At 71.0% G+C, this 23,380-nt stretch carries 20 protein-coding genes and 1 pseudogene; 10 read left to right on the top strand and 11 right to left on the bottom strand.

Annotated elements, in window-relative coordinates; genetic code table 11:
- Nucleotides 1–164: 164 nt before the first annotated feature.
- From ACZ5VQ_RS40765 to ACZ5VQ_RS40755, 3 genes are all read left to right on the top strand, one after another.
- Nucleotides 165–833 (top strand): DUF3105 domain-containing protein, encoded by a 669-nt coding sequence (locus tag ACZ5VQ_RS40765; protein ID WP_469109412.1) that lies wholly within the window; start codon nt 165–167, stop codon nt 831–833.
- A gap of 5 nt (nt 834–838) precedes the next feature.
- Nucleotides 839–1,462, top strand: a complete 624-nt coding sequence (locus ACZ5VQ_RS40760) for a DUF305 domain-containing protein (RefSeq protein ID WP_469109411.1) — start codon at nt 839–841, stop codon at nt 1,460–1,462.
- A 266-nt stretch (nt 1,463–1,728) separates the two neighbouring features.
- Nucleotides 1,729–3,669: a S53 family peptidase gene (locus ACZ5VQ_RS40755; RefSeq protein WP_469109410.1), complete on the top strand. Its 1,941-nt coding sequence runs from the start codon at nt 1,729–1,731 to the stop codon at nt 3,667–3,669.
- Between the two features lie 59 nt (nt 3,670–3,728).
- Here the strand turns inward: ACZ5VQ_RS40755 and ACZ5VQ_RS40750 are convergent, their stop codons facing one another.
- Nucleotides 3,729–4,553, bottom strand: a complete 825-nt coding sequence (locus ACZ5VQ_RS40750; protein WP_469109409.1) for an alpha/beta fold hydrolase — start codon at nt 4,551–4,553, stop codon at nt 3,729–3,731.
- Nucleotides 4,550–5,308 carry a DUF998 domain-containing protein gene (locus ACZ5VQ_RS40745; protein ID WP_469109408.1) on the bottom strand — a complete coding sequence of 253 codons (759 nt, stop codon included), beginning with the start codon at nt 5,306–5,308 and terminating at the stop codon, nt 4,550–4,552. Before ACZ5VQ_RS40745 ends, ACZ5VQ_RS40750 begins: the two co-directional genes overlap by 4 nt.
- Nucleotides 5,309–5,529: 221 nt before the next feature.
- On the opposite strand from ACZ5VQ_RS40745, the pseudogene nadE reads away from it, so the two are divergent.
- Nucleotides 5,530–6,176: pseudogene (gene nadE, locus ACZ5VQ_RS40740) on the top strand (NAD(+) synthase); the annotation flags it as partial.
- A gap of 57 nt (nt 6,177–6,233) precedes the next feature.
- Here the strand turns inward: nadE and ACZ5VQ_RS40735 are convergent.
- The 4 genes from ACZ5VQ_RS40735 to ACZ5VQ_RS40720 all read right to left on the bottom strand — a co-directional run bounded on the left by ACZ5VQ_RS40735 (nt 6,234) and on the right by ACZ5VQ_RS40720 (nt 11,157).
- Nucleotides 6,234–7,451 (bottom strand): MFS transporter, encoded by a 1,218-nt coding sequence (locus ACZ5VQ_RS40735; RefSeq protein WP_469109407.1) that lies wholly within the window; start codon nt 7,449–7,451, stop codon nt 6,234–6,236.
- An 88-nt stretch (nt 7,452–7,539) separates the two neighbouring features.
- On the bottom strand, nt 7,540–8,577 hold the full coding sequence (locus ACZ5VQ_RS40730) for an endonuclease/exonuclease/phosphatase family protein (RefSeq protein WP_469109406.1): 1,038 nt from the start codon (nt 8,575–8,577) through the stop codon (nt 7,540–7,542).
- 245 nt (nt 8,578–8,822) lie between these two features.
- Nucleotides 8,823–9,452: a TetR/AcrR family transcriptional regulator gene (locus tag ACZ5VQ_RS40725; protein WP_469109405.1), complete on the bottom strand. Its 630-nt coding sequence runs from the start codon at nt 9,450–9,452 to the stop codon at nt 8,823–8,825.
- Nucleotides 9,453–9,582: 130 nt separating this feature from the next.
- On the bottom strand, nt 9,583–11,157 hold the full coding sequence (locus ACZ5VQ_RS40720; RefSeq protein WP_469109404.1) for an MFS transporter: 1,575 nt from the start codon (nt 11,155–11,157) through the stop codon (nt 9,583–9,585).
- A 215-nt stretch (nt 11,158–11,372) separates the two neighbouring features.
- Here ACZ5VQ_RS40720 and panB point away from each other — a divergent pair, with 215 nt between their 5' ends.
- From panB to ACZ5VQ_RS40705, 3 genes are all read left to right on the top strand, one after another.
- Nucleotides 11,373–12,239: a 3-methyl-2-oxobutanoate hydroxymethyltransferase gene (panB, locus tag ACZ5VQ_RS40715; RefSeq protein ID WP_055611165.1), complete on the top strand. Its 867-nt coding sequence runs from the start codon at nt 11,373–11,375 to the stop codon at nt 12,237–12,239.
- 228 nt (nt 12,240–12,467) lie between these two features.
- A complete protein-coding gene (locus ACZ5VQ_RS40710) occupies nt 12,468–13,493 on the top strand; it encodes an ATP-binding cassette domain-containing protein (protein ID WP_306940400.1) in 1,026 nt (341 codons plus the stop codon).
- Nucleotides 13,490–14,326 carry an ABC transporter permease gene (locus ACZ5VQ_RS40705; protein WP_469109403.1) on the top strand — a complete coding sequence of 279 codons (837 nt, stop codon included), beginning with the start codon at nt 13,490–13,492 and terminating at the stop codon, nt 14,324–14,326. Before ACZ5VQ_RS40710 ends, ACZ5VQ_RS40705 begins: the two co-directional genes overlap by 4 nt.
- Before the next feature lie 45 nt (nt 14,327–14,371).
- Here the strand turns inward: ACZ5VQ_RS40705 and ACZ5VQ_RS40700 are convergent, their stop codons facing one another.
- The gene (locus tag ACZ5VQ_RS40700) at nt 14,372–17,692 is read right to left on the bottom strand and encodes an AfsR/SARP family transcriptional regulator (protein WP_469109479.1); all 3,321 of its coding nucleotides are present in this window, start codon (nt 17,690–17,692) and stop codon (nt 14,372–14,374) included.
- Between the two features lie 14 nt (nt 17,693–17,706).
- On the bottom strand, nt 17,707–17,913 hold the full coding sequence (locus ACZ5VQ_RS40695) for a hypothetical protein (RefSeq protein ID WP_469109402.1): 207 nt from the start codon (nt 17,911–17,913) through the stop codon (nt 17,707–17,709).
- Between the two features lie 119 nt (nt 17,914–18,032).
- Between ACZ5VQ_RS40695 and ACZ5VQ_RS40690 the strand changes: the two genes are divergently transcribed.
- Complete coding sequence (locus tag ACZ5VQ_RS40690; RefSeq protein WP_469109401.1) at nt 18,033–18,833, top strand: site-2 protease family protein; 801 nt, start codon at nt 18,033–18,035, stop codon at nt 18,831–18,833.
- Here ACZ5VQ_RS40690 and ACZ5VQ_RS40685 read toward each other — a convergent pair.
- The 3 genes from ACZ5VQ_RS40685 to ACZ5VQ_RS40675 all read right to left on the bottom strand — a co-directional run bounded on the left by ACZ5VQ_RS40685 (nt 18,823) and on the right by ACZ5VQ_RS40675 (nt 21,016).
- Entirely contained in the window at nt 18,823–19,011 is a 189-nt protein-coding gene (locus ACZ5VQ_RS40685) for a hypothetical protein (protein WP_189838244.1), read from the bottom strand. The two genes, ACZ5VQ_RS40690 and ACZ5VQ_RS40685, sit on opposite strands and share 11 nt — an antisense overlap.
- Before the next feature lie 171 nt (nt 19,012–19,182).
- A complete protein-coding gene (npdG, locus tag ACZ5VQ_RS40680) occupies nt 19,183–19,887 on the bottom strand; it encodes an NADPH-dependent F420 reductase (protein WP_362080122.1) in 705 nt (234 codons plus the stop codon).
- Nucleotides 19,888–19,924: 37 nt separating this feature from the next.
- On the bottom strand, nt 19,925–21,016 hold the full coding sequence (locus ACZ5VQ_RS40675) for a sialidase family protein (RefSeq protein ID WP_469109400.1): 1,092 nt from the start codon (nt 21,014–21,016) through the stop codon (nt 19,925–19,927).
- Nucleotides 21,017–21,118: 102 nt separating this feature from the next.
- On the opposite strand from ACZ5VQ_RS40675, the gene ACZ5VQ_RS40670 reads away from it, so the two are divergent.
- Nucleotides 21,119–21,721 (top strand): hypothetical protein, encoded by a 603-nt coding sequence (locus ACZ5VQ_RS40670; protein ID WP_143631296.1) that lies wholly within the window; start codon nt 21,119–21,121, stop codon nt 21,719–21,721.
- A gap of 227 nt (nt 21,722–21,948) precedes the next feature.
- Nucleotides 21,949–23,277 carry an MFS transporter gene (locus tag ACZ5VQ_RS40665; RefSeq protein WP_469109399.1) on the top strand — a complete coding sequence of 443 codons (1,329 nt, stop codon included), beginning with the start codon at nt 21,949–21,951 and terminating at the stop codon, nt 23,275–23,277.
- Nucleotides 23,278–23,380: the final 103 nt, after the last annotated feature.

Below are 23,380 nucleotides of genomic sequence, written 5' to 3'. Positions count from 1 at the left end.
GGTGACGAAACCCTCATTTGGCCATTCCTCCGGCCTCCCCGCGTACATCCACTTCTCCCCCACTACGATCAGCTGACCACACGCCCGCCCGTCACCCACCACCACCCTGAACGAGCGCTTCGCGCACACCCCATATCCAACCTTTCCCCCAGAAGGACCACCCCATGGGTTCCGCCAAGAAGACAGAGTCCAAGTCGCGCAAGGCGCGGATAGAGGAGATGCGGCGTGCCGAGCAGGCACGTGAGCGCCGCAGCCGGATCCTCACGATCACCGCGAGCGTGATCGTCGTCGCCGGTCTCGTCGCCGGCGGCGCGTACCTGATCAACTCGCAGTCCGACGACAAGGACAGCGCGTCGGGCGACTCGAAGTCGACGTCGGGGAAGTTCGTCACGGGCAAGGACGGGGTGAAGACGTGGAGCACCAAGCTCACGCAGAACCACGTCACCAAGGACGTGAAGTACCCGATGGAGCCCCCGGTCGGCGGTGACCACAACCAGGTGTGGATGAACTGCAACGGCGACGTCTACACCAAGGCGATCAAGAACGTGAACGCCGTGCACTCCCTTGAGCACGGCGCGGTCTGGGTGACGTACAACAGCAAGGCGTCGGACGCGGACGTGAAGGCGCTCTCGGCGAAGGTCAAGAAGACCCCGTACACGCTGATGAGCCCGGTCGAGGGCCAGAAGGACCCGATCATGCTCTCCGCGTGGGGCCACCAGCGCACGGTGACGAGTGCGAGCGACCCGGCCGCCGCCAAGTTCTTCGAGACGTACGTCCAGGGCAAGCAGACGCCCGAGCCGGGCGCCGCCTGCACCAACGGCCTGTCGCAGTGAGGAAGATGAAGTTCGCCGGCTGGATCTCCGGGGTCGCCGCGGCCGTGGTCGTGGCGGCCGGGGCGATCACGTACGCGGTCGCCGACAGCGACGACTCCGGCATGAAGGCCCCGGCGGCCGACTCCGCGGACGCCGGCTTCGCGCGTGACATGGCGGTGCACCACCAGCAGGCCGTCGAGATGTCGTACATCGTGCGCGACCGCACCAAGGACGAAGAGGTACGCCGTCTCGCGTACGACATCGCGCAGACGCAGGCCAACCAGCGCGGCATGATGCTCGGCTGGCTGGACCTGTGGGAGCTGCCCAAGGTGTCGGCCGAGGAGCCCATGGCCTGGATGGACATGAGTGGCATGCCGTCCGCCGGGGACGGCTCGCTGATGCCGGGCATGGCGACGACGGCCCAGATGGAGTCGCTGGGCAAGCTGAACGGCAAGGCCGCCGAGATCCGCTATCTGCAGCTCATGTACGCCCACCACATGGGCGGGGTGCACATGGCCAAGGGCTGTGTGGAGCGGTGCAAGGTCGGCGTCGAGCGACGGCTCGCGCGGGGGATGGTCCAGGCCCAGGAGTCGGAGATGCGGCTCATCACCGACCTGTTGAAGAAGCGTGGCGCGAAGCCACAGAGCTGAGCCCGGCGCCGAGCCGCTCGCCCGGGGCCGACGCGAAGCGGCCGAGCCGAGCCGAGCCGGGCGAGGCAACTCCCCGCAAGCCGCTCCGGTGAAGCTGACGCCGACGCTGGGGCGCGACCGTTTTATGTCGGGCATCGCGCCCCAAATCCTTTGCACATACGGTTCCTTGGGCGCTTCTTGGCCCAGCCATGCCCCCGCCATTCCCCTGGCATGAACGGTTCATCGCAAGAGTGACCCCCATCCAGAGATCCATTAGGGGGTTCTCCATGAGATCCAACCGAGCCGCGGTGCGTGCCGGTGTGAGCATGGCGGCGACACTGCCTCTGCTCGCCGGTGCGCTGGCACTCGGCATACCCGCGGCCCATGCGTCGACCGACCCGGACGGCCGTGACACGCTCCAGGGCACCAAACCGCTGTGGGCCACCGCCGGGGCGGACAAGGGAGCCACGGCGGACGCCTCCCGGGTCTCGGCCCGGGTCTACCTCGCCGGCCGGGACGCGGCGGGCCTGAGCGCCTACGCCGAGGCCGTCTCCGACCCGTCGTCGGCCTCGTACGGGAAGTACCTGAGCGCGGGGCAGGCCGAGGCCCGCTTCGGCGCGACCAGGGCCCAGGTGGCCGACGTGACCGCCTGGTTGAAGTCGGCGGGACTGACTGTCACGGAAACCACGCGGCACTACCTCTCGGTGACGGGTGAAGTGGCCGACGCGGAGAAGGCGTTCGGCACCCAGCTGCACAACTACGCCAAGGGCAGGAAGACGTACCGGGCACCCTCCAAGGCCGCCTCGGCGCCCGCGGGCCTGAACGGCGCCGTCCTCACGGTCACCGGTCTGGACAACGCCCCGCACAAGGCGAACCACTCCGACACGCTGCCGCCGCCGGACGCGGTGTTCCACAACGCCGGGCCGTTCTCCTCGTACTACGGCTCGAAGACCGCGACGACGCTCCCGAAGGCCTACGGCACGAAGATCCCGTACGCCGTGAAGGGCTACACGGGCAGGCAGCTGCGGGCCGCGTACGGGGCCGGCCGGGCGACCGGCAAGGGCGTGACCGTGGCGATCACGGACGCGTACGCCTCGCCCACCATCGCGGCGGACGCGGCCACGTACGCGGCGAAGCACGGCGACGCGGCGTACGGCGGCGGGCAGTTGAGCCAGGTGCTGCCGACGCAGTACACGCGGACCGAGGAGTGCGGGGCGGCGGGCTGGTACGGCGAGGAGACCCTCGACGTCGAGGCCGTGCACGCCGTCGCGCCCGCCTCGGACATCGTCTACGTCGGCGCCGAGTCCTGCTACGACGACGATCTGCTCGACTCGCTCGGCAAGATCGTCGACGGGCATCTGGCCGACATCGTCTCCAACTCGTGGGGCGACATCGAGGCCAACCAGACACCGGACCTCGCGGCCGCCTACGACCAGGTCTTCCAGCTGGGCGCGATCGAGGGCATCGGCTTCTACTTCTCGTCCGGCGACAACGGCGACGAGGTCGCGAACACCGGTACGAAGCAGGTCGACACCCCGGCCAACTCGGCGTGGGTGACGGCGGTCGGCGGCACCTCGCTGGCCGTCGGCAAGGGCGACACGTACAAGTGGGAGACCGGCTGGGGCACGTTCAGGGCCACGCTGTCGGACGACGGCAAGAGCTGGACGGACTTCCCGGGCGCGTACACCTCCGGCGCGGGCGGCGGCACCAGCGCGACGGTGAGGCAGCCGTTCTACCAGCGGGGCGTGGTCCCGTCCGCGCTCGCGAAGGCGGGCGGCAAACAAGCTATGCGAACGGTGCCGGACATCTCCGCGATCGCCGACCCCAACACCGGGTTCCTGGTCGGCCAGACGCAGACCTTCCCGGACGGGACGCAGAAGTACGACGAGTACCGCATCGGCGGCACCTCGCTCGCCTCGCCGGTCATCGCGGGCGTCCAGGCGCTCGCCCAGCAGCAGCGCGGCGGCCACCCGATCGGCTTCGCCAACCCGGCGATCTACGACCGTTACGGCTCGAAGCTCTACCACGACGTCACGGACCGCCCCACGGGCCGTGACCTCGCGGTGGCGCGCGTCGACTTCGTCAACGCGTTCGACGCGTCGGAGGGTCTGCTGACCTCCGTCCGCAGCCTCGGCAAGGACAGCTCGCTGAAGGCCGTGCGGGGATACGACGACGTCACCGGAGTGGGTTCGCCCGCCCCCGGCTATGTGACGTCATACCGTCGCTGACGCTTTTCCCATGTGTTCGGCGCCCGTCCCCCGCTTCTTGTCGGCGAGGGCGGGCGCGCTCATGTCTCCAGGATCGCGTCCGCGATGTCCTGGGGGCGGTCGAGCATCATGAGGTGACCGGCGGGCGCGGACACGCGCAACGTACCGCCGAGCCGCTCGGCGAGAACTCTCTGCCGGTCGAGCCACCGGCGTGAACCACCCTCGTACGCGGCGAGCACGGTGACGGGCGCGTCGAGCGGAAACCGTCCCCTCAGGGAGGCCAGCTCGACGGCCTGATCCCTGTAGTGGCTGTTCTCGGCGAGGACGGCGTGCAGGAAACGGCTGGTGGAGTAGGCGCGGCGGACGAGGTCGTCCGGAGCCGGATCACCGCCGCTGTGCCGCCCGACGCGGACCGCGGTGCGCCTCAGGAGGGGCCCCAGGACGCGCGGGACACCCGCGGCGGACAGCAACGTGCCGCACGCGCGCGTGCACGCGTCCGCGAACCCGGGGGCCCTCCTGGCCCGGGGCGCCTCCTCGACGCTGGAGTCGACGAGCACGAGCCCGGCCGTCCGCTCCGGGAAGAGCCGGGCGAACGCCTCGCAGTGGAACCCGGCGAGCGAGTGCCCCACCACGGTCGCGGGCACACCGATCCCGACCCCGGCCGCGTCGAGCACGTGCGCGATGCGCTCCGCCTCACCGGTGAGCGTGGGCCACGCGCGCGCGTGGCCGCTGAGCCCGAGCCCCGGCCGATCGAAGCGGACGACTGTGCGGTGCGGGGCGAGCAGCGGGACGACGGGATCCCAGTCGAACCACGCCATCCCCAGACCGGCACTGAGCACGCAGACGGGCCCGGTGCCGTCGACGCGGATGTGATGGGGGACTCCAAGGATGCGTACGAAGGTCATGGGCGGGCGTCTCCGGAACCGGACGGAATACGTTCCCTGCCGAGTACGTCCGCGTCCGGGCCCCGCCGCCGAAGAGGTGCGCCGGATGTCGTGGTGGGGCGCATCAGCGAAACGGCCAGTATCCCCATCCAGACCGCGATGACGCCCACCTGAAGCCGCTGGGCGACGCCCAGGCCCCAGCCGTCGTGGCCCGCCTCCAGCGCGGCGATGGCGGCCAGCGTCCAAGCCGTGGCGGCCAGTTCGAGCGTCACCAGGGCGGGGCCGGAGCGGGCGAGGGGCGCCCGGGGCGCGTACCGGCGGGCGGTGAGGGTGAGGATCACCATGGCGACGAGGATGCCGCACAGGGCGACCGTGCTGCTCACGGAATGCGCGGAATGGGCCACCGGCAGCAGGCCCGCGCGCTCCCGTGCCGCGCACGCGGGGTCCGCGGTGGGCGCGCAGCTCAGTGGCAGGCGGGAGTCCACGGCTGTGGCGGCGCCGAAGAGGACGAGTGCGGCCCAGCCGACCTGTGCCCACCGCCCCGGGGAGGTCCGCCGGAGCCATGCCAGCAGGCCTGCGGCCCACACCAGGGCGCCCGCGAGCAGGTCCGTCGTGCGGAACAGGGTGCCGTGGGGCTGGTTCCGGGCGGCCAGTTCGCTCACGTAGGTGTGCGCGGGGGCGAGCTCTGTCGTCAGGACGGCTTCGAGTGTCCAGGCGGCGTAGGTGAGCGCGCCGAGTGCCAGGAGGGCGGCTGCGGTCGGGCGGGGCTTGATCATTGACGCCCATGATCGGTGCGGGGGGCTTGTTTCGCATGTTCGTCGGCCGCGGGTGGGTGGGGGCCGACCTCAGCCGACAAACGCCCCACCCACCTCCAGCCGCCCCCCACCCCCCATTTCGTCGCTCTGACGATTACACTCACCACGTGGCTCAACTACGTCTCGCCCTGAATCAGATCGACTCGACGGTCGGCGATCTCGCCGGCAACGCCGAGGCGATGGACGACGCGGCCGAGCTGGCCCGCCGCACCGGGCTCAACTTCCGGACCGTACCGATCGAGCCGATGTTCAGTGCCTGCATGGAGTCGCTCGGCCTCACCGGCCTGGCCGAGGAGAACCTCCAGGCACGGCTGCGCGGCACCATGCTGATGGCCCTCTCCAACCAGGAGGGGCACATCGTGCTGGCGCCGGGCAACAAGTCCGAGCCGGCGGTGGGGTATTCGACGCTCTACGGCGACGCGGTGGGCGCGTACGGCCCGATCAAGGACGTCTACAAGACGTCGGTCTTCCGGCTCGCCCGGTGGCGCAACCGCGCGGCGGCCGAGCGCGGTCAGACCCCGCCGATCCCCGAGAACTCCATCAGCAAGCCTCCCAGCGCCGAGCTGCGGCCCGGCCAGGTGGACACGGACTCGCTGCCGGACTACCCCGTCCTGGACGGGATTCTGGAGCTGTACGTGGACCGGGACACGGGCCGCGACGCGATCGTGGCCGCGGGGTTCGACCGCGAGATGGTCACCAGGACGCTGCGGATGGTCGACACGGCGGAGTACAAGCGGCGGCAGTACCCGCCGGGACCAAGATCTCCGCGAAGGGGTTCGGCAAGGACCGCCGTCTGCCGATCACCAACAGGTGGCGCGAGAACGTCTGAGCGGGACGGGCACCGGACCGGCACCCGTCCCCGAGACGTGCGGACAACCGCCGGAGGTCATCGACGGGCGGCAGTCTCCACAGGCCGCGGAACACCCCCGGCGACAACGCGTCCGGTACGGACCGTCACCCGACGGCGGTCCACCACGTACGCGACCACCGCCACCCCCAGGCCCAGGACCGCGAGCCCCGCACCCGCCAGGGCGGGCGACGTCGTGCCGAAGCCCGCCGCCAGCGTGAGCCCGCCGATCCAGGCACCACCGGCGTTGGCGAGGTTGAACGCGGCCTGGTTGGCGGAGGAGGCCAGGGACGGGGCCGAGGATGCCTTCTCCATGACCATCAGCAGAAGCGGGGAGCTGGTGACGAAGGCCGCCGTACCGAGCAGCACCACGGCCAGGGCCGCGCTCCAGGCCGTGCCCATCAGAACCGGGAAGAGAGCCAGAACCGCCACCAGCGAAACGAGCCCGCCGAACAGCGTGCCCCGCATCGAGCGGTCGGCCAGGCGGCCGCCCAGCAGGTTGCCGATGGTCGCGCCCACCCCGAACAGCGCGAGCAGCAGGGTCACGCTGGAGTCGGCGTATCCGGCGGAGTCCGTGAGCATCGGCGTGATGTAGCTGTACGCCGAGAAGAGCGCACCGAAGCCCGCGACGGTCGTGCCGAGGGCCAGCCACACCGGCAGGGACTTGAGCGCGGCCAGTTCGCCGCGCAGTCCGGCGGCGGGGGCGTGAGAGTCGTCACGCGGGAGCACCAGCGCCAGGGACGCGATGGCCACCAGGCCGATCACGCTGACACCCAGGAACGTGGCGCGCCAGCCGAGGTTCTGGCCCACCAGCGTCGCGGCGGGCACGCCCGCGATGTTCGCGACGGTCAGACCGAGGAACATCAGGGAGACCGCGCGGGCCTTGCGCTCGGGGGCGACCATGCCGGTGGCGACAACGGCTCCGACGCCGAAGAAGGCGCCGTGAGGGAGTCCGCTGAGGAAGCGGGCGGCGAGCAGCGAGTGGTGGTCGGGGGCGAAGGCGGAGAGCGTGTTGCCCACGACGAACAGCACCATGAGGCCGATCAGGACCTTGCGGCGGGACATTCGGGCGGTCACCGCGGCGAGCAGCGGGGCGCCGATGACGACACCGATCGCGTACGCCGAGACCAGGTGTCCCGCGGCGGGAATCGAGATGCCCAGGTCGTCCGCGACGTCGGGCAGCAGGCCCATCATCACGAACTCGGTGGTGCCGATGCCGAAGGCGCCCACGGCTAGGGCGAGCAGGGCCAGGGGCATGAGGGGGCCTTTCAAAGGGTGAGCGGAGTTCCGTACAGCTTATGTTCATCTACGGAACAAAGCGTCCCAGCCCCAGTATTCCCAGGGGTTACGAGCCGGTTGCCGAAAGCTTCACGCGCGCGGCGATCGGAAGATGGTCACTGCCCGTCTCCGGGAGTGTCCAGGAGGTGACCGGCTCGACGCCCTTGACCATGATCTGGTCGATCCGGGCCATCGGGAACGACGCGGGCCAGCTGAAGCCGAAGCCGCTGCCCGCCGCGCCCTGCGTGGAGCGCATCTGCGAGGTGACGCCGTTCAGCGCACGGTCGTTCATCGTGCCGTTCAGGTCGCCGAGCAGGGCGACCTGCGGGAGCTTCTCGTCGGCGATGGCCTCACCGAGCGCGTCGGCGCTCTTGTCGCGCTGGCGGGCGGTGAACCCGGCCTCCATCTTGACCCGCACGGAGGGGAGATGGGCCACGTACACCGCGAGCTTCCCCTCCGGCGCGGTGACCGTGGCCCGCATCGCACGCGTCCAGCCGAGCTTGATGTCGACCGGCCGGGACTCGCTCAGCGGGTACTTGCTCCACAGGCCGACCGTGCCCTGCACGGAGTGGTACTTGTACGTCGGGTCCAGGGCCTGCTCGTACACCGGGACCGCCGAGGCCGTCAGCTCCTCCAGGGCGACCACGTCGGCGCCGGACGCGGCCACGTCGCGGGCCGTGCCGGCCGGGTCCGGATTGTCGGCGTTGACGTTGTGCGTGGCGACCGTGAGATTTCCGCCACTGCCGGTCCGGTCTGCGAGCAGTCCGCCGAAGAGGTTGAGCCAGACGACCGCCGGCAGCAGTACGGCGATCAGCGCGGTCGCGGACCTGCGGACCAGCGCGAGGACGAACAGCACCGGGATGAGGACGGCCAGCCAGGGCAGGAACGTCTCCGTGAGGCTGCCGAGGTTGCCGATGGTGTTCGGGATCCGCGCGTGCAGCCCCATGACCAGGGCGAGCACGAGGGCGAACGCGGCGAGGACGATGCCCCGGCGCCAGATGCCCCGGTCGTCGCGGAGGGTGGAGAGCAGGCGCCGAAGCCGGGGTTCTCTGCGGTCGGACCCCTGGTCACCGCTGCCCGTCTCCGTCTTGTACGCCTGCGCCATACCGTCGCCTCACCAAGTGCCGTGCACACCATCCCTGCGGATAAGACCCTAGGGGATGATCGCGTTTGTTCTCGCCGTGCCATGACGGCCGTACGGGCACGAGGACGAAAGAGTCGACGTGAGGAGTTCCGGTTGCGCGCCCGACAGGGGTGGTCTGTGACGAAACGCGCACATTCCCACGGGGGTTGGAAGCCGTCTCGGCAGCCTCTTCGGCAGCCGTTCCGGAAGCCGTCGCCGGGCCGCGCTCAGAGTTGGGCTGGTCCCAGTCCCGCCAGGACCGTGTCGACGATCCGTTCGGGCAGGTCCTCCTCCAGACCGGCGTCCGGGCGGAGGACGGCGCGAACCAGCATGGGTCCCACGAAGAGGTCGTTGGCCAGCTCCACGTCGACGTCCGGGCGGAGTTCGCCGTTGAGCTGGCCGCGGCGCAGCACGTCGAACGTCATGCGGCGGCGCGGTTCGATGACGGCCGAGTGGTAGACCTTCCACAGCTTGGGGCTGCTCTTCATCTGCGCGTGGACGTTGTACATGATCGCCGACGAGCGGTTGGCCAGACCGCGCTGCCGCAGCGATTCGAGCAGGATGATCAGGTCCTCGCGCATGGAGACGCCGGGCAGTTCCGGGTCGGGCGGTTCGGCGGTGCGCAGCACGTCGCAGAAGAGTTCCTCGCGCCCGCTCCAGCGCCGGTAGATGGTGGCCTTTCCCACACCGGCGATGCGGGCGACCCGCTCGATGGAGATGTCCGCGAGCGGGACGCCCTCCTCCAGCAGCTTCATGACGCCCTCGACGATCGCGTGCTCGACGGCCTCGCTGCGCGGGCGCCCTCTGGCGGGTCCGCTCCCGCCGGCCGCCCCCGCCTCCTGCTCCGCGACGCCCACGTCCTCGCTCCGCTCTCGAATCCCGCTGTTTCGGCCGCCCGTGTTCGGCCGGCCGCCCCGTTGATTCTCCCCGGTGCGCGGGGAGTTCGGTCACTCGCCGTCCCGGGTGGCCGGATCCCTGCCGTACGGCTCAGTTGTCCGCGCCCACCAGTTCCGTCTCCTTCTCCTCCGGGGCCGGTGTGCGGCCGGGCAGGAACAGGCCCACGACCACGGCGCCGACGAGGGCGACACCCGCGCCGCACAGGGCCGTGACATGCATCGCGTGCAGGAAGGCGTCGTTGGCCGGGCCGACGAGAGCCTCCCCCTTGGGGCCGAGCTTCGCGGCGAAGCCGAGCGTCGCCTCGATGGACTCACCCGCGCTGTGCCGGGCCGCGGCGGGCAGCTTGTCCTCGATGCCCGAGCGGTACGCGGCGGACAGGACCGAGCCGAGTACGGCGATGCCGAGGGCGCCGCCGACCTGGCGGAACGTGTTACTGAGCGCGGAGGCGGAGCCGGCCTTCTCGCGGGGCAGGGCCTGCATGATCACGACGCTGGTGGGCGTCATGATGTGCGCCATCCCGGCGCCCATGAGGAAGAAGATGACCTCCAGGATCCAGATCGGCGTGTCCGCCTCCAGCGTGGCGAACGCGGCGAGCATGGCGGCGATGAGGAGCATGCCGCCGGTGGTGGTGGCCTTGTTGCCGAAGCGGTCCACGACCAGCCGGGCGCGCGGCGCGAAGACGAGCTGCGCGACGGCCAGCGGCAGCATCAGCAGGCCGGTCTGCAGGGGCGAGTAGCCGCGCACGCTCTGGGTGTAGAAGACGGCGAAGAAGGTGACGCCCATCAGCGCGAAGAACACGAGCGCGATGGCGCTGATCGCCGCCGAGAAGACCTTGTCCTTGAAGTACGTGACGTCGATCGACGGGTGGCTGCTGCGCTTCTCGAACACCACGAAGCCGACGAGTACGGCGAGTCCGGCGCCGATGGTCGCGAGGACCGTGGGGTCCGTAAAGTCGGCGAGCTGGCCGCCCTTGATGATGCCGTAGACGAGCAGGACGAGACCGACGACGGACAGTACGACGCCCACGGGGTCGATCCGGCCCGGCTTCGGGTCTCGGGAGTCGGGGACCAGCCAGATCATCAGGCCCAGTGCGAGGATCACGATCGGCACGTTGATCAGGAAGACCGAGCCCCACCAGAAGTGGTCGAGGAGCACGCCTCCGGTGATCGGGCCGATGGCGATGGCCAGGCCGACGCCGCCCGCCCAGATGCCGATGGCCTTGGGCTGCTCGTCGCGCTCGAAGACGTTCATGAGGACCGCGAGGGTGGCCGGCATCACGAAGGCGGCACCGAGGCCCATCACGGCGCGGAACGAGATGAGCTCGACCGGCGTCCCGGAGGAGGCCGCGAGTGCCGAGCCGACGCCGAAGACGAAGAGTCCGCCGAGCAGGACCTTCTTGCGCCCGAGCCGGTCGCCGAGGAGGCCCGCGGAGAAGAGGAGGCCCGCGAAGACGAGGGTGTAGGCGTTGATGGCCCATTCCAGCTCGCTCTGGGTGGCTCCCAGGCCGGTCGGGGCGGGCGTCGAGATGGTCTTGATCGCGACGTTCAGGATCGAGTTGTCCAGGACGACGATCAGCAGGCTCAGCATCAGGACGCCGAGGATCGCCCAGCGGCGCCGGTGCACGGCTTCCGGTATGCGGGTGGCCGGGACGGCGGGAGTTGTCATGCCGAAAAGCCTAGAAGACATTCGATACGAGACCGTCTCGTATTTGAAACCCTTTACCGAGACCTTACGGGGCCATGGGGAGCGGGGTGCCGCGGGGTGCCCCGCTATGGGGAGCGGGGTGCCCCCTCTAGCCGTTCCCTGGCACGAGGTGCCACCATGGAGGGGATCCGGAGACGCCGTGAGGGCGCTTCGAGATGACAGAAGGAGCCGTTGCAATGACGCAGCTTTCGGCTGCCCAGGCGACCACCGACAGCAGCAGTAGGGCGCTGTACGGGGGCAAGGGCACACGCCGCATCACCGTCCGCGACATCACCACCGCCAAGGAGCGCGGCGAGAAGTGGCCGATGCTCACCGCGTACGACGCGATGACCGCGTCCGTCTTCGACGAGGCGGGTATCCCGGTCATGCTCGTCGGCGACTCGGCGGGCAACTGCCACCTCGGGTACGAGTCGACCGTGCCCGTCACCCTCGACGAGATGACCATGCTCTCGGCGGCCGTCGTACGGGGCACCTCGCGCGCCCTGATCGTCGGCGACCTGCCCTTCGGGTCCTACCAGGAGGGGCCGGTGCAGGCGCTGCGCTCGGCGACCCGGCTGGTGAAGGAGGCCGGGGTCGGGGCGGTGAAGCTGGAGGGCGGTGAGCGGTCCCACCGGCAGATCGAGCTGCTCGTGGAGTCCGGTATCCCGGTGATGGCGCACATCGGGCTCACCCCCCAGTCCGTGAACTCGATGGGGTACCGCGTCCAGGGGCGCGGCGAGGAGGCCGCCCAGCAGCTTCTGCGGGACGCCAAGGCGATCCAGGACGCGGGGGCGTTCGCGGTCGTCCTCGAACTGGTTCCCGCGGAGCTGGCCGCCGAGGTGACCCGGGTGCTGCACATTCCCACGGTGGGGATCGGGGCGGGGCCGGACACCGATGCGCAGGTGCTGGTCTGGACGGACATGCTCGGGCTGACCGGAGGCAAGATGCCCCGGTTCGTGAAGCAGTACGCCAATCTGCGTGAGGTCATGGGCGACGCGGCGAAGGCCTTCGCCGATGACGTCGTCGGCGGAACGTTCCCTCTGGAGGAGCACTCCGTCCACTAGTCCACTGTGGCACCAGGCAGCCCGCCGATCTTCCCCCGTCGGCGGGCTGCCCCTTTGCCGCGCGGGCCGGGCCGGGATCGGGTGCGGGCCGCTTTCAGGGGCGCGGGGAACTGCGCGACCAGCCACAACGGCGCCGCACACGACACCCGACAAACGACTGTCGGTGACATATCGAGTCTGTCGGTGGGATGTCGGTGGTTTGTCGGTGGGGGCTGACACCTTGGCGGCATGACGCGAATCGACAAGAACCCCAGCGGCGGAAACGCCGCCGTCTCCGTACGGGGGCTGGTCAAGCACTACGGCGAGACCAAGGCACTGGACGGCGTGGACCTGGACGTCCGCGAGGGCACCGTGATGGGTGTGCTCGGACCGAACGGCGCCGGCAAGACCACCCTCGTACGCATCCTGTCCACCCTCCTCTCCCCCGACTCCGGGCAGGCGAACGTCGCTGGCTACGACGTCATACGGCAGCCGCGGCAGCTGCGCCGTGTGATCGGTCTCACCGGTCAGTACGCCTCCGTCGACGAGAAGCTCCCGGGCTGGGAGAACCTCTACATGATCGGCCGGCTCCTCGATCTGCCGCGCAAGGACGCCCGCGCCCGTGCCGACGAACTGCTGGAGCGCTTCTCGCTCACCGACGCCGCCAAGCGGCCGGCGAGCACGTACTCCGGAGGCATGCGGCGGCGCCTCGACCTGGCCGCGTCGATGATCGGGCAGCCCTCCGTCCTCTTCCTCGACGAGCCCACCACCGGTCTCGACCCGCGCACCCGCAACGAGGTGTGGACCGAGATCAAGCGCATGGTCGGCGACGGTGTCACCGTCCTGCTCACCACCCAGTACATGGAGGAGGCCGAGCAGCTCGCCTCCGAGCTGACCGTCGTGGACCACGGCAAGGTCATCGCGGGCGGCGCCATCGAGGAGCTGAAGGCGAAGGTCGGCGGCCGTACCCTGCGGGTCCGCCCGGTCGATCCGCTGCAGCTGCGGCCCCTGGCCGCCGCGCTCGACGAGCTGGGTCTCACCGGCCTCGCCGCCAGCACCGTGGACACCGAACGCGGTGCCGTCCTGGTCCCGATCCTCAGCGACGAGCAGCTGACCGCCGTGGTCGGCGCGGTCGTCGCGCGCGGCATCACGCTCTCCTCCGTCACCACCGAACTGCCCAGTCTGGACGAGGTGTTCCTGTCCCTCACCGGTCACCGCGCCAGTGCCCCGCAGGACGCGACGCCCGCCCCCGACCTCGAGGAGGTCGCCGTATGAGCGCCACCACTCTTGCCCCGAGCGACCTTTCCGCCGCCGACGCCAAGGCGGACGGCCGGATCCCGCTGCGCGGCCATCTGCGCCACACCGGCGCCCTCGTCCGCCGCAACCTGCTGTGGATCCGGCAGGACCCCGAGTCGATGTTCGACGCCCTGCTGATGCCGGTCGTCTTCACCCTGCTGTTCGTGTACGTCTTCGGCGGCTCGATCGGGCAGGCCCTGGGCGGCGGCCAGGACGGTTACGTGCAGTACGTGATCCCCGGCATGATCGCGATGATGAGCATGACGCTGTCCCAGGGCGTCGGCACCGGCTTCAGCCAGGACTTCAACTCCGGTGTCATGGACCGCTTCCGGTCCCTGCCGATCGGACGCGGCTCGGTGCTGTTCGCGAAGGTCTCCGTGGAACTCGTGCGCATGCTGTTCGCGACGACCGTGCTGATGATCGTCGCCGTACTGGTCGGGTTCGACATCAACAGCTGGCCCGGTCTGTTCGCGGCCGTGGGCCTGGCCGCGGTGTTCGCCTCGTCGATCATGTGGGTGTTCCTCACCCTGGGCGTGATCCTGAAGAACGCACAGTCCGTGCAGGCGATGGGATTCCTCGTGCTCTTCCCGCTGCAGTTCGGCTCGTCGATCTTCGCCCCGACGGCGTCCATGCCCGGCTGGCTGCAGGCGTTCACCGACTACAACCCGCTGTCCACGCTCGCCGACGCGGCCCGCGGGCTGATGGTGGGCGGCCCGGTGGCGCACGACCTGTGGGTGACCCTCGCCTGGTCGGTGGCGATCACCGCCGTGATGGCGCCGGTCGCGATCCACAAGTTCCGTACCAAGAGCTGACGTTCACGAATCGTCCGGACCACGGTACGTCCACGATCCGCGTCGTCAGACCAGGGCGGCGGCCTCCTCCGCGGAGAGGCCGCCGCCCTCCGCGTACGCCGTCTCGTACGCCTCGTCGTCGAGGACGGCGCGCAAGGCCGTCTCGGCGCGCTCCCGCACATGCCGTTCGATCGCGGACCGGAAGTGGCCGGACGGCAGCAGCCCGTCGGCGGCGCCGAGGCAGCGGGCGGCGTCCCGGACCCGTTGTCCGCCGTCGACGCCGCACAGCGCGAAGGCGGCGGTGACCAGATGTGCCGACATCATGTTCGGCGAGATCATGAGGCTCAGCGGGTCTCGCGCCCGCTGCAGGGCACCCCGCACCTTCGTAACCGCTCCCTCGTACAGCCCCTCCACGGCGTCCAGCCATGCCTCGACCCCGAGCACGTACCCGTCGAAGACCACGAAATGGACAGCGGCGAATTCCTCACGCATCCGGTCCATCTGGGTGCGGGCCTCGGCGAGCCGGCCGGTGCGGCCGAGCCACATCGCGAGGAAGAGCCGGGCCGCGGGCATCGCCTCGTTGCGCGCTCCGTGGCCCTTCTCCAGGACGTCACGGAGCAGCCGCTCGCCCCGCTCGGCCTCCCCCGAGTCGATGAGTACGCTGCCGAGGCGGGTGGTGAGGATGGCCGTCTGGGCGCGGGCACCGAGGTGTTCGGCGTGGGTGATGGCCGCCCGGTAGTCCGCCGCGGCGAGTTGGTACTCGCCCTTGCGTTCACGGGCCTCGCCCCGTGCTGAGAGCGCCTCGGCGGCACCCCAGCCGTCCCCGATGCGGACGAAGATCTCCAGTGACTCGTCCGCGTCACGGGTCGCGTCACCGGCCCAGTCGGCGCGGTTGGCAAGGATGTTGGCGCGCATCTGCAGGGAGCCGGCCAGCTCCCACTGGTAGCCGAGCTCCCGGCAGGTGTCGACGCTCGCGTCGATGACCTCGCGCAGCCGGTCCATGTCGCCGGTCAGCATCACGGCGTAGAACCAGAGGAAGCCGGGGTTGCGGCAGACCTGCGGGAGCCCCGGCTGGTAGGTCTCGGTGATGGCCAGCAGCTTCGCCTCGGCCTCCGAGGTCTGCCAGGTCTCCAACTCCAGGTCCATACAGGCGAGATGGAGGAGGTGGACACCGCGCCGGGCCTCGGCGAGGACCTCGGGGCGCATCGGTGGCGGAGTCGCGGTGCACGGTTCGTAGATCGGGACGGCGGGCTCGGCGGGCGGCGCGAACGGGTCGGGGCCCAGCGCCATGATCTCGCGGGTCCAGTTGCGGGCCGCCGTGCGCAGGTCGCGGATCTGCCAGTACCAGGCGAGGGAGAGGACGAGGCAGAGCGCCTCCTGTTCGTCGCGTTCGGCGACGGCGTGCTGCAGTGCGGCGCGCGTGTTCTCGCCTTCGACCTGGAGCAGTTCGATGGCCGCGCGCTGGCCGGGGCCGCGCAGCTTCTGGTCGGTGGTGCGGGCGAGTTCGCGGTAGTACGTGAGGTGGGCGCGCTCGGCGGCGGGGCGCTCGCCGGACTCGTCCAGCCGCTGCCCGGCGTACTCGGCGACGGTCTCCAGGAGCCGGTAGCGCATCCCGCCGTCGGCCCCTTCCACGGCGGAAGGCGCCGCCACCACAAGGGACTTGTCGACGAGCGAGCCGAGGGCGTCCAGCGCGGCGGGTCCGCAGACGGCCTCGGCGGCGGCGAGGTCGCAGCCGCCGGCGAAGACGGACAGCCGCCGCAGCACGCCCCGTTCACCCTCGTCGAGGAGGTCCCAGGACCAGTCGACGACGGCACGGAGTGTCTGCTGGCGCGGCAGGACCGTACGGCTGCCGGAGGTGAGGAGGCGGAAGCGGTTGTCGAGGCGGTCGGCGATCTGCCGCGGGGTGAGCATCCGCAGCCGGGCGGCGGCCAGTTCGATGGCCAGCGGCAGTCCGTCGAGCCGCCGGCAGATCTCGGCTGCCGCCTCCGGGTCGTCCTCGACACGGAAGCCCGGCCGGGCGGCCGCGCCACGGTCGGCGAGCAGCTTCAGCGCGTAGGGCTCGGGCAGCGGTTCCACCGGCCGCAGCAACTCCCCCGGTACGCCGAGGGGTTCGCGGCTCGTGGCCAGTATGGTCAGTCCGGGGCAGCGCTCCAGGAGCTGTTCGACGAGGCGGGCCGCGGCGTCCACGACGTGTTCGCAGTTGTCGAGGACGATCAACATGCGGCGGTTGACGCAGTGCTCGGTGAGCCGGACGAGGGGGTCGTCGTGCCGGTCGGTGACGGCCCGCATCTCCTCGGCGCCGGCGCCGCGCAGCACGGTCTCCCGCGCTCCGACCGCGGTGAGCACGGCCTCGGGTACGGCCTCCGGGGAGTCGACGGGCGCGAGTTCGGCCAGCCACACCCCGTCGGGCATGGACGCGGCGATGCTCTCGGTGGCCTCCTGGGACAGCCGGGTCTTGCCGGCCCCGCCCGGCCCGAGCAGTGTCACGAGGCGGGCGGATCCGAGGTCCCCACGGATGGTCTCCAGGTCGGTGTGCCGGCCGACGAAGGAGGTGAGCCGGGCGCGCAGGTTGCCGAGGGTGCGGTCGCGGGCGCCGGACGGGGCATCGGGCCCGGGCGGCTGCTCGTACGACGTCGGCCGGTGTCCGTTCTCAGTCGCTTCCCCCCGCAGCAACTCCCCGTGCAGCGACCGCAGTTCGGGGCCCGGGTCGGTGCCGAGACGGTCGGCGAGGAGCTGTCGTACGGATTCGTAGCCCGCCAGTGCCTCCGCGGTGCGGCCCGCGTCGCGCAGGGCGCGCAGGCGCAGGACCTGGAGGGGCTCGTCCAGAGGGTGTTCGTCGCCGAGGGCGGTGAGGTCGGGGAGGTACTGCTCGGCCTGGCCGAGGGCGAGGGCCGCGGTGAGGCGGGCGCGGTGGGCGTCGAGGCGGCGGGTCTCCCAGCGGGAGGACTCGGCGGTGCGGTCCGGGAGGTCGGCGAGGGCGGGGCCGCGCCAGAGCGCGAGGGCGTCGTCGAGGACGACGGCCGCCTTGCCGGGGTCGCCGTCGGCGAGCGCGCGGACGCCCTCCCCCGCGAGCCGCTCGAAGCGGTACAGGTCGATGTCGTCGGCCGCCGCGCACAGCCGGTAGCCGCCCTCGGCGGAGGCGATCGCGTCCGCGCCGAGCGCCCTGCGCAGCCGGCCCACCAGGGCCTGCAGCGCGCCCGTGGCATCGGCGGGCGGGTCGGCGCCCCACACCTCGTCGACCAGTACGGCCGCGGGCACGGTCCGTCCCGGCCGCAGGGCGAGCACGGTCAGCAGGGCACGCAGCCGCGCCCCGCCGACCGGGACGGGGGTGCCGTCGCCGCGGAGTGCCTGGGTGGTGCCGAGAATGCGGTAGCGCACGGGGTCCATTGTCTCCGGTGGTCTCAGCACGGGTCGCGGGGTTCCTGCGGAGTGGCGCCCGGGATGTCGATCGTGACGAGGACACCGGTCACTGCGGAGCTCTCCGGTGTACGGGTTTCCGCCGGTTCGGACCGCTTGGCCCAGGTATCGGCCGGACGCGGCGACCGCTCCCCGGGTACGGGTTCACACTGCGCCCGCCTGCCCGCGTAGAACACCTGCCACGACCTCATGGGTCCACCCTCTCCGGAACTCACAGGCGATCGCGAGACGTTTTCGGCATACGCCCGGTACGGTCGGGCACGCCCCTCAGCATGAAGCCCGCTGAGCGAACCCCAGGGAGCCCGACCCCATGACCACCGCCACCACCCGCCACAGCGACCGGCGGATCAGCCCCGTCTTCCTCGGGATCGTGGCCGTCACCGCGGTGACGGGATGGGCCACCTGGACGGGCTTCGCCGAGCAGCCGGGCGTGGCCGTCTTCCTGTTCGTGACGGCCGCCTGGATCGTCTCACTCTGCCTGCACGAGTACGCGCACGCGCGCACGGCCCTGCACAGCGGCGACATCTCGATCGGCGCGAAAGGGTATTTGACCCTCAACCCTCTCAAATACACCCACGCGCTGCTGAGTATCGTGCTGCCCGTCATCTTCGTGATGATGGGCGGTATCGGTCTGCCGGGCGGCGCGGTCTGGATCGAGCGGAGCCGGATCCAGGGCCGCTGGAAGCACAGTCTGATCTCGGCGGCGGGCCCGCTGACGAACGTGCTGTTCGCGGTGGTCTGCACGGCCCCGTTCTGGCTGGACGCGCTGGACGGCGTACCGGCGGACTTCCAGTTCGCCCTCGCGTTCCTCGCGCTGCTCCAGGTCACGGCCGCGCTGCTGAACTTCCTGCCGGTGCCGGGCCTGGACGGCTACGGCATGATCGAGCCCTGGCTGTCGCACAACATCCGTCGCCAGGTGGAGCCCCTCGCGCCCTTCGGGCTGCTCCTCGTGATCGCCATCCTGTGGATCCCGGCGGTGAACGGCGTGTTCTTCGACGTGATCGACGCGCTGCTGCGCAGCCTGGACATCGACGAGTTCCGGACGTACTGCGGGCAGAACCTCTACCGCTTCTGGACGGACACCAACGAGTACTGCTCGGTCAGCCCGTGACGGACTGCGCCTGGCGGCGCGCCCTGTCCCGGCGCAGGTAGTACCAGGTCATGTTGGACGAGAGACCCGCGAGCAGCACCCACACGATCCCCAGCCAGCTGCCCTGGACGAAGGAGACGACGGCCGCGGCGGTGGCCAGCAGGCAGACGACGAGGGCGTAGAGGGCGAGTCGGGACATGGGGTGCGGCTCCTGTCGGTTCCTGTCGTGGCTGTCGGTCCCGCCGAGGGACTCTGCTCGGTCCCGTCGAGGGGACGAGTGCTCTGTCCCGTCGGGGGGACACTGCTGTGTCCAGTGTCCCCCACGTCCGGAGCCCGTCCGCACGCGCTCCGTCCGGAACTCGCCGCACGGCTACACGTCGGTCACACGCAGACCCGCGTGGGCCTTGTACCGGCGGTTCACCGAGATCAGGTTCGCCACCAGCGACTCGACCTGGTGGGCGTTGCGCAGCCGCCCGGAGAAGACGCCCCGCATACCGGGGATGCGGCCGGCCAGTGCCTGGACGATCTCGACGTCCGCGCGCTCCTCGCCGAGGACCATGACGTCGGTGTCGATCTCCTCGATCTCCGGGTCCTGGAGGAGGACCGCGGAGAGGTGGTGGAAGGCGGCGGTGACGCGCGAGTCCGGAAGCAGGGCGGCGGCCTGCTCGGCCGCGCTGCCCTCCTCGGGCTTCAGCGCGTACGCGCCCTTCTTGTCGAAGCCGAGCGGATTGACGCAGTCGACGACGAGCTTGCCGGCCAGCTCCTCGCGCAGGGACTCCAGCGTCTTGCCGTGTCCGTCCCACGGCACGGCGACGATCACGATGTCGCTGCGGCGGGCGGTCTCGGCGTTGTCGGCGCCCTCGACGCCGTGGCCGAGTTCGTCGGCGGCGGCCTGCGCGCGCTCGGCGGCCCGCGATCCGATGATCACCTTCTGGCCGGCCCGCGCCAGCCGGTAGGCGAGGCCCTTGCCCTGCGGACCGGTGCCGCCGAGTACGCCGACGACGAGCCCGGACACGTCGGGAAGGTCCCAGGGGTCCTTCGCGGGCGCCTTCTGTGCACTGTCAGTAGAGGTCATGGGCCGACTTTACGTGCGCGGTTCGCGTCCGCGGCGGTCAGGTGAGCGCCGTCACGGGCACCCTGCGGAAGACGATGGTCTCGTACGCGCCGAAGTCGCCCGTCTCGTAGAGGAGTCCGACGGTGTCGTCGTCGACGCGGACGAGATCGGAGTACCCGGCGGGCAGCCCGTCCACGGTGTGCGCGGGCCGCCAGGTGACGCCGTCGTCGGTGCTGGCGCGGATCGTCATCAGGGCGCGGAAACCGGGGTCGGCGGGGCCGGAGTACAGCAGCACGTCCGGGTCGCGGAGTTGGAGCACGCTGCCCTCGACGACCGGGCCGGTGAGTCCGGCCTGCGGCCGGAAGGGCTTGACCAGACTCTGGCCGCCGTCCCGCGAGTATGCGTCGGCGCGGGTGCCGGGGGCGGTGGAGTCGGTGCGGGTGTTGAAGTAGACGCGTCCGTCGGGGAGTTCGGTGGCGGTGGTCTCGTTCACGTTGATGTAGTTGTCGGTGTTGTCGTCGACGTACCCGATGCGCCAGGTCCCGCCGCCGTCGTCGCTCAGCAGACAGTGCCCGCCGTTGTACTTGCCCTCGGTGCCGGTGTCCTTGCCGGTCGGCGGCAGGGAGTGGTTGGCGGGGACGACTACCCGGCCGGTGCTCAACTGGACGGCGTGGCCCGGGGTGGTGGCGTACCACCGCCAGGTGTCCTTCTTCGCCTGCTTGGTGATCTCCTTCGGGCTCGACCAGGTGAGGCCCTCGTCGTCGCTGTGCTGGACCCAGACGCGACGTCCGTCGGCGGCGCTCACCTTGCCGCGGCGGATGGCGTCCTCGGTGGCGAGGGCGGCGTTGCGGAGGTGGACGAGCAGGACGCGGCCGGTGTCGAGGACGACGGGGGCCGGGTTCCCGGAGAGCGCGTCGCCGTTCTTGGCGGCGACCTGGAGCGGGCCCCAGGTGAGGCCGCCGTCGGTGGAGCGCTTCAGCACGATGTCGATGTTCCCGAAGTCGTCGCGGGAGCCGACCCGGCCCTCGCAGAACGCAAGCAGGGTGCCGCTGCCGGTGCCTCCGCCGGTGGCGACGACGGCCGGGATGCGGAAGCTCGCGTAGCCCTCCTGTCCCGCCCGGAACGGCACGGATGTCTCAGTACTGGCCATGGAACCCTCCCTTACCGACTCGGACGGACACTCTGCCCACCCCGGGCGAATTCATGGTGAACTCCACCTGACGAGTGGCCGGTTGCGGCAGGATGCGTGCGCATGGATGCCGTACGGGTCGCCCTGTTGCGCGAAGTGCTCGCCGGAACCGAGTGGCCGGGTGCCACAAGGCGGTTCGCGGGAGCGCTGCGGTCCTCCGTGCTGCCGCACGGGGGCGGACTGCTGCTGGTGGGGACGGCGGAGTACGAGCCGTGGCACCTGGCCGCGCACCTCGTGGACGAGGCCGCCTGGTCGGGCACCCCGGAGCTGACGCCGACGCTCGTACGGCACGGGGCGCGGCCCGGGGACCCGGCCCATCTGGCCGTCGGACTCGGCCGGATCGAGGCGGCCCGGCGGGGCGAGACGCTTCTCGTGGTGGCGCCGGACGCACCCGGGGCCCCGCTCCTGGAACGGGTCCACGACGCACGCCGGGCGGGGGCGACGGTCCTCGCGCTGGACTGCGGCGACCGTGAACTGCACGCGATGGCGCACGAGGCGCTCGCGGTGCCATCGGAGCCGGACCTCGACCTGGACACCGTGCAGCACCTGGTGAGCGCGGCGGCCGGGGAGAACTCGCTCCCCTCCCCGCGGGGCAGGCGGCGGCTGCGGGACCGGCTGTCGCGGCTGGCGGACCAGTTGACGTCTCCACCGCCGGCACGGTGGTGACGCACTCGCCGGGGCCGCTGTACCGGTGAGGTAGTCGCAGGTGCCGCGGCGTCGGTGAGGTAGTCGCAGGTGCCACCTTGTCGGCGAAGTACTCGCAGGTGCCGCCGTGGCGGTGACGTGCTGGCCGGTGTCAATGTGGCGGTGACCTGCTCGCCGGTGGCCCGGAGGTCCTCCGCGGTCGGAAAAGCGGTTGTCCTCGTCGGGGCCGCGCCGGACCATGGCACCTCGTGACGGAACCCGATTGCGATACCCCCGATTCGGCCCCTGGCCCGGCCCCCTCGCGCCTGCGCGCGCTGCTGCCCGATCTGGCGCCGTGGCGGACCTCCGCCGACTTCCGGCGGCTGTGGGTGGCCGGGCTCGTCACCAACTTCGGCAGCTTCCTGACCTTCGTCGCGCTGCCGGTGCAGATGAAGGATCTGACCGGCTCCGTGGTGGCCGTCGGCGCGATCGGCGCGGTGGAACTCGTCCCGCTGATCGTGTTCGGGCTGTACGGCGGGGCCCTCGCCGATGCCCTGGACAAGCGGAAGCTGATCCTCTGGACGGAGGTGGGGCAGGGGCTGCTGAGTGCCGTGCTGCTGGTCAACGCGCTGCTGCCGGATCCCCTGGTGTGGCCGTTGTACGCCGTCGCCGCGCTCTCCTCCTCGCTGGTCGCCGTCCAGCGGCCCGCCCTGGACGCACTCACGCCACGCATCGTGCGGCACGAGCACCTGCCCGCGGCGGCCGCGCTCAACTCGTTGCGGTGGACGGTCGGCGGGGTCGCGGGCCCGGCGGTCGCGGGGCTCGTCGTGGCGTACGCCGGGCTCGGCTGGGCCTATGCCGCGGACCTGGCGACCTTCGTGGTGTCGGTCGCGCTCGCCGTGGGCCTCGCCGCGTCGCCCGCCTCCCACGAGGCCGCGAAGCCGTCACTGCGGTCGATCCTGGAGGGGGCCCAGTACGCGTGGAGCCGCAAGGAGCTCCTGGGGACGTACGCCATCGACCTGGCCGCCATGTTCTTCGCGTTCCCGCTGGCCGTACTGCCCTTCCTGGCGGACGAGCTGGACGCCGAGTGGTCGCTGGGCCTGATGTACGCGGCCCTGCCCGCCGGGGCGCTGCTGGTGAGCCTGACGAGCGGGTGGACGTCCCGGGTGCATCGGCACGGGCGGATGGTGGTGCTGGCGGCGGCGTTCTGGGGGCTCGCGATGGTGGCCGCCGGGGTCGTCCACGATGTGTGGCTGGTTCTGCTGTTCCTCGCGCTGGGCGGGTGTTTCGACATGGTCAGCGGGATCTTCCGCGCGGCGATGTGGAACCAGACGATCCCGGACGAGCTGCGGGGGCGGCTGGCCGGGATCGAGCTGCTCTCGTACTCGGTCGGGCCTCAGCTGGGACAGGTACGGGCCGGCGGCATGGCCGCGTGGATCGGTGTGCGGGGGTCCGTGTGGGCCGGGGGTCTGCTGTGCGTGGCCGCGGTGGGGGCGCTCGCGTTGTGCCTGCCGAAGCTCATGACGTACGACGTCCGGACGAACGAGCACGCGGTGCGGATGAAGGAGGCGCGGGGGAAGGTTGCGGCCGGTTCTTAGGGTGCGGGCCGGTGGGGGGTGGGGGGGGGGGGGGGGGGGGGGGGGGGGGGAGAAAAAGAAAAAAAAAAGAAAACACCCTACAAACAACAAGGACGGAGGAAAA

It is taken from the genome of Streptomyces sp. NPDC033178 (assembly GCF_055577685.1).
The sequence above is the reverse complement of the archived record's forward strand: the minus strand, read 5'-3'. Positions and strand labels throughout refer to the sequence as shown.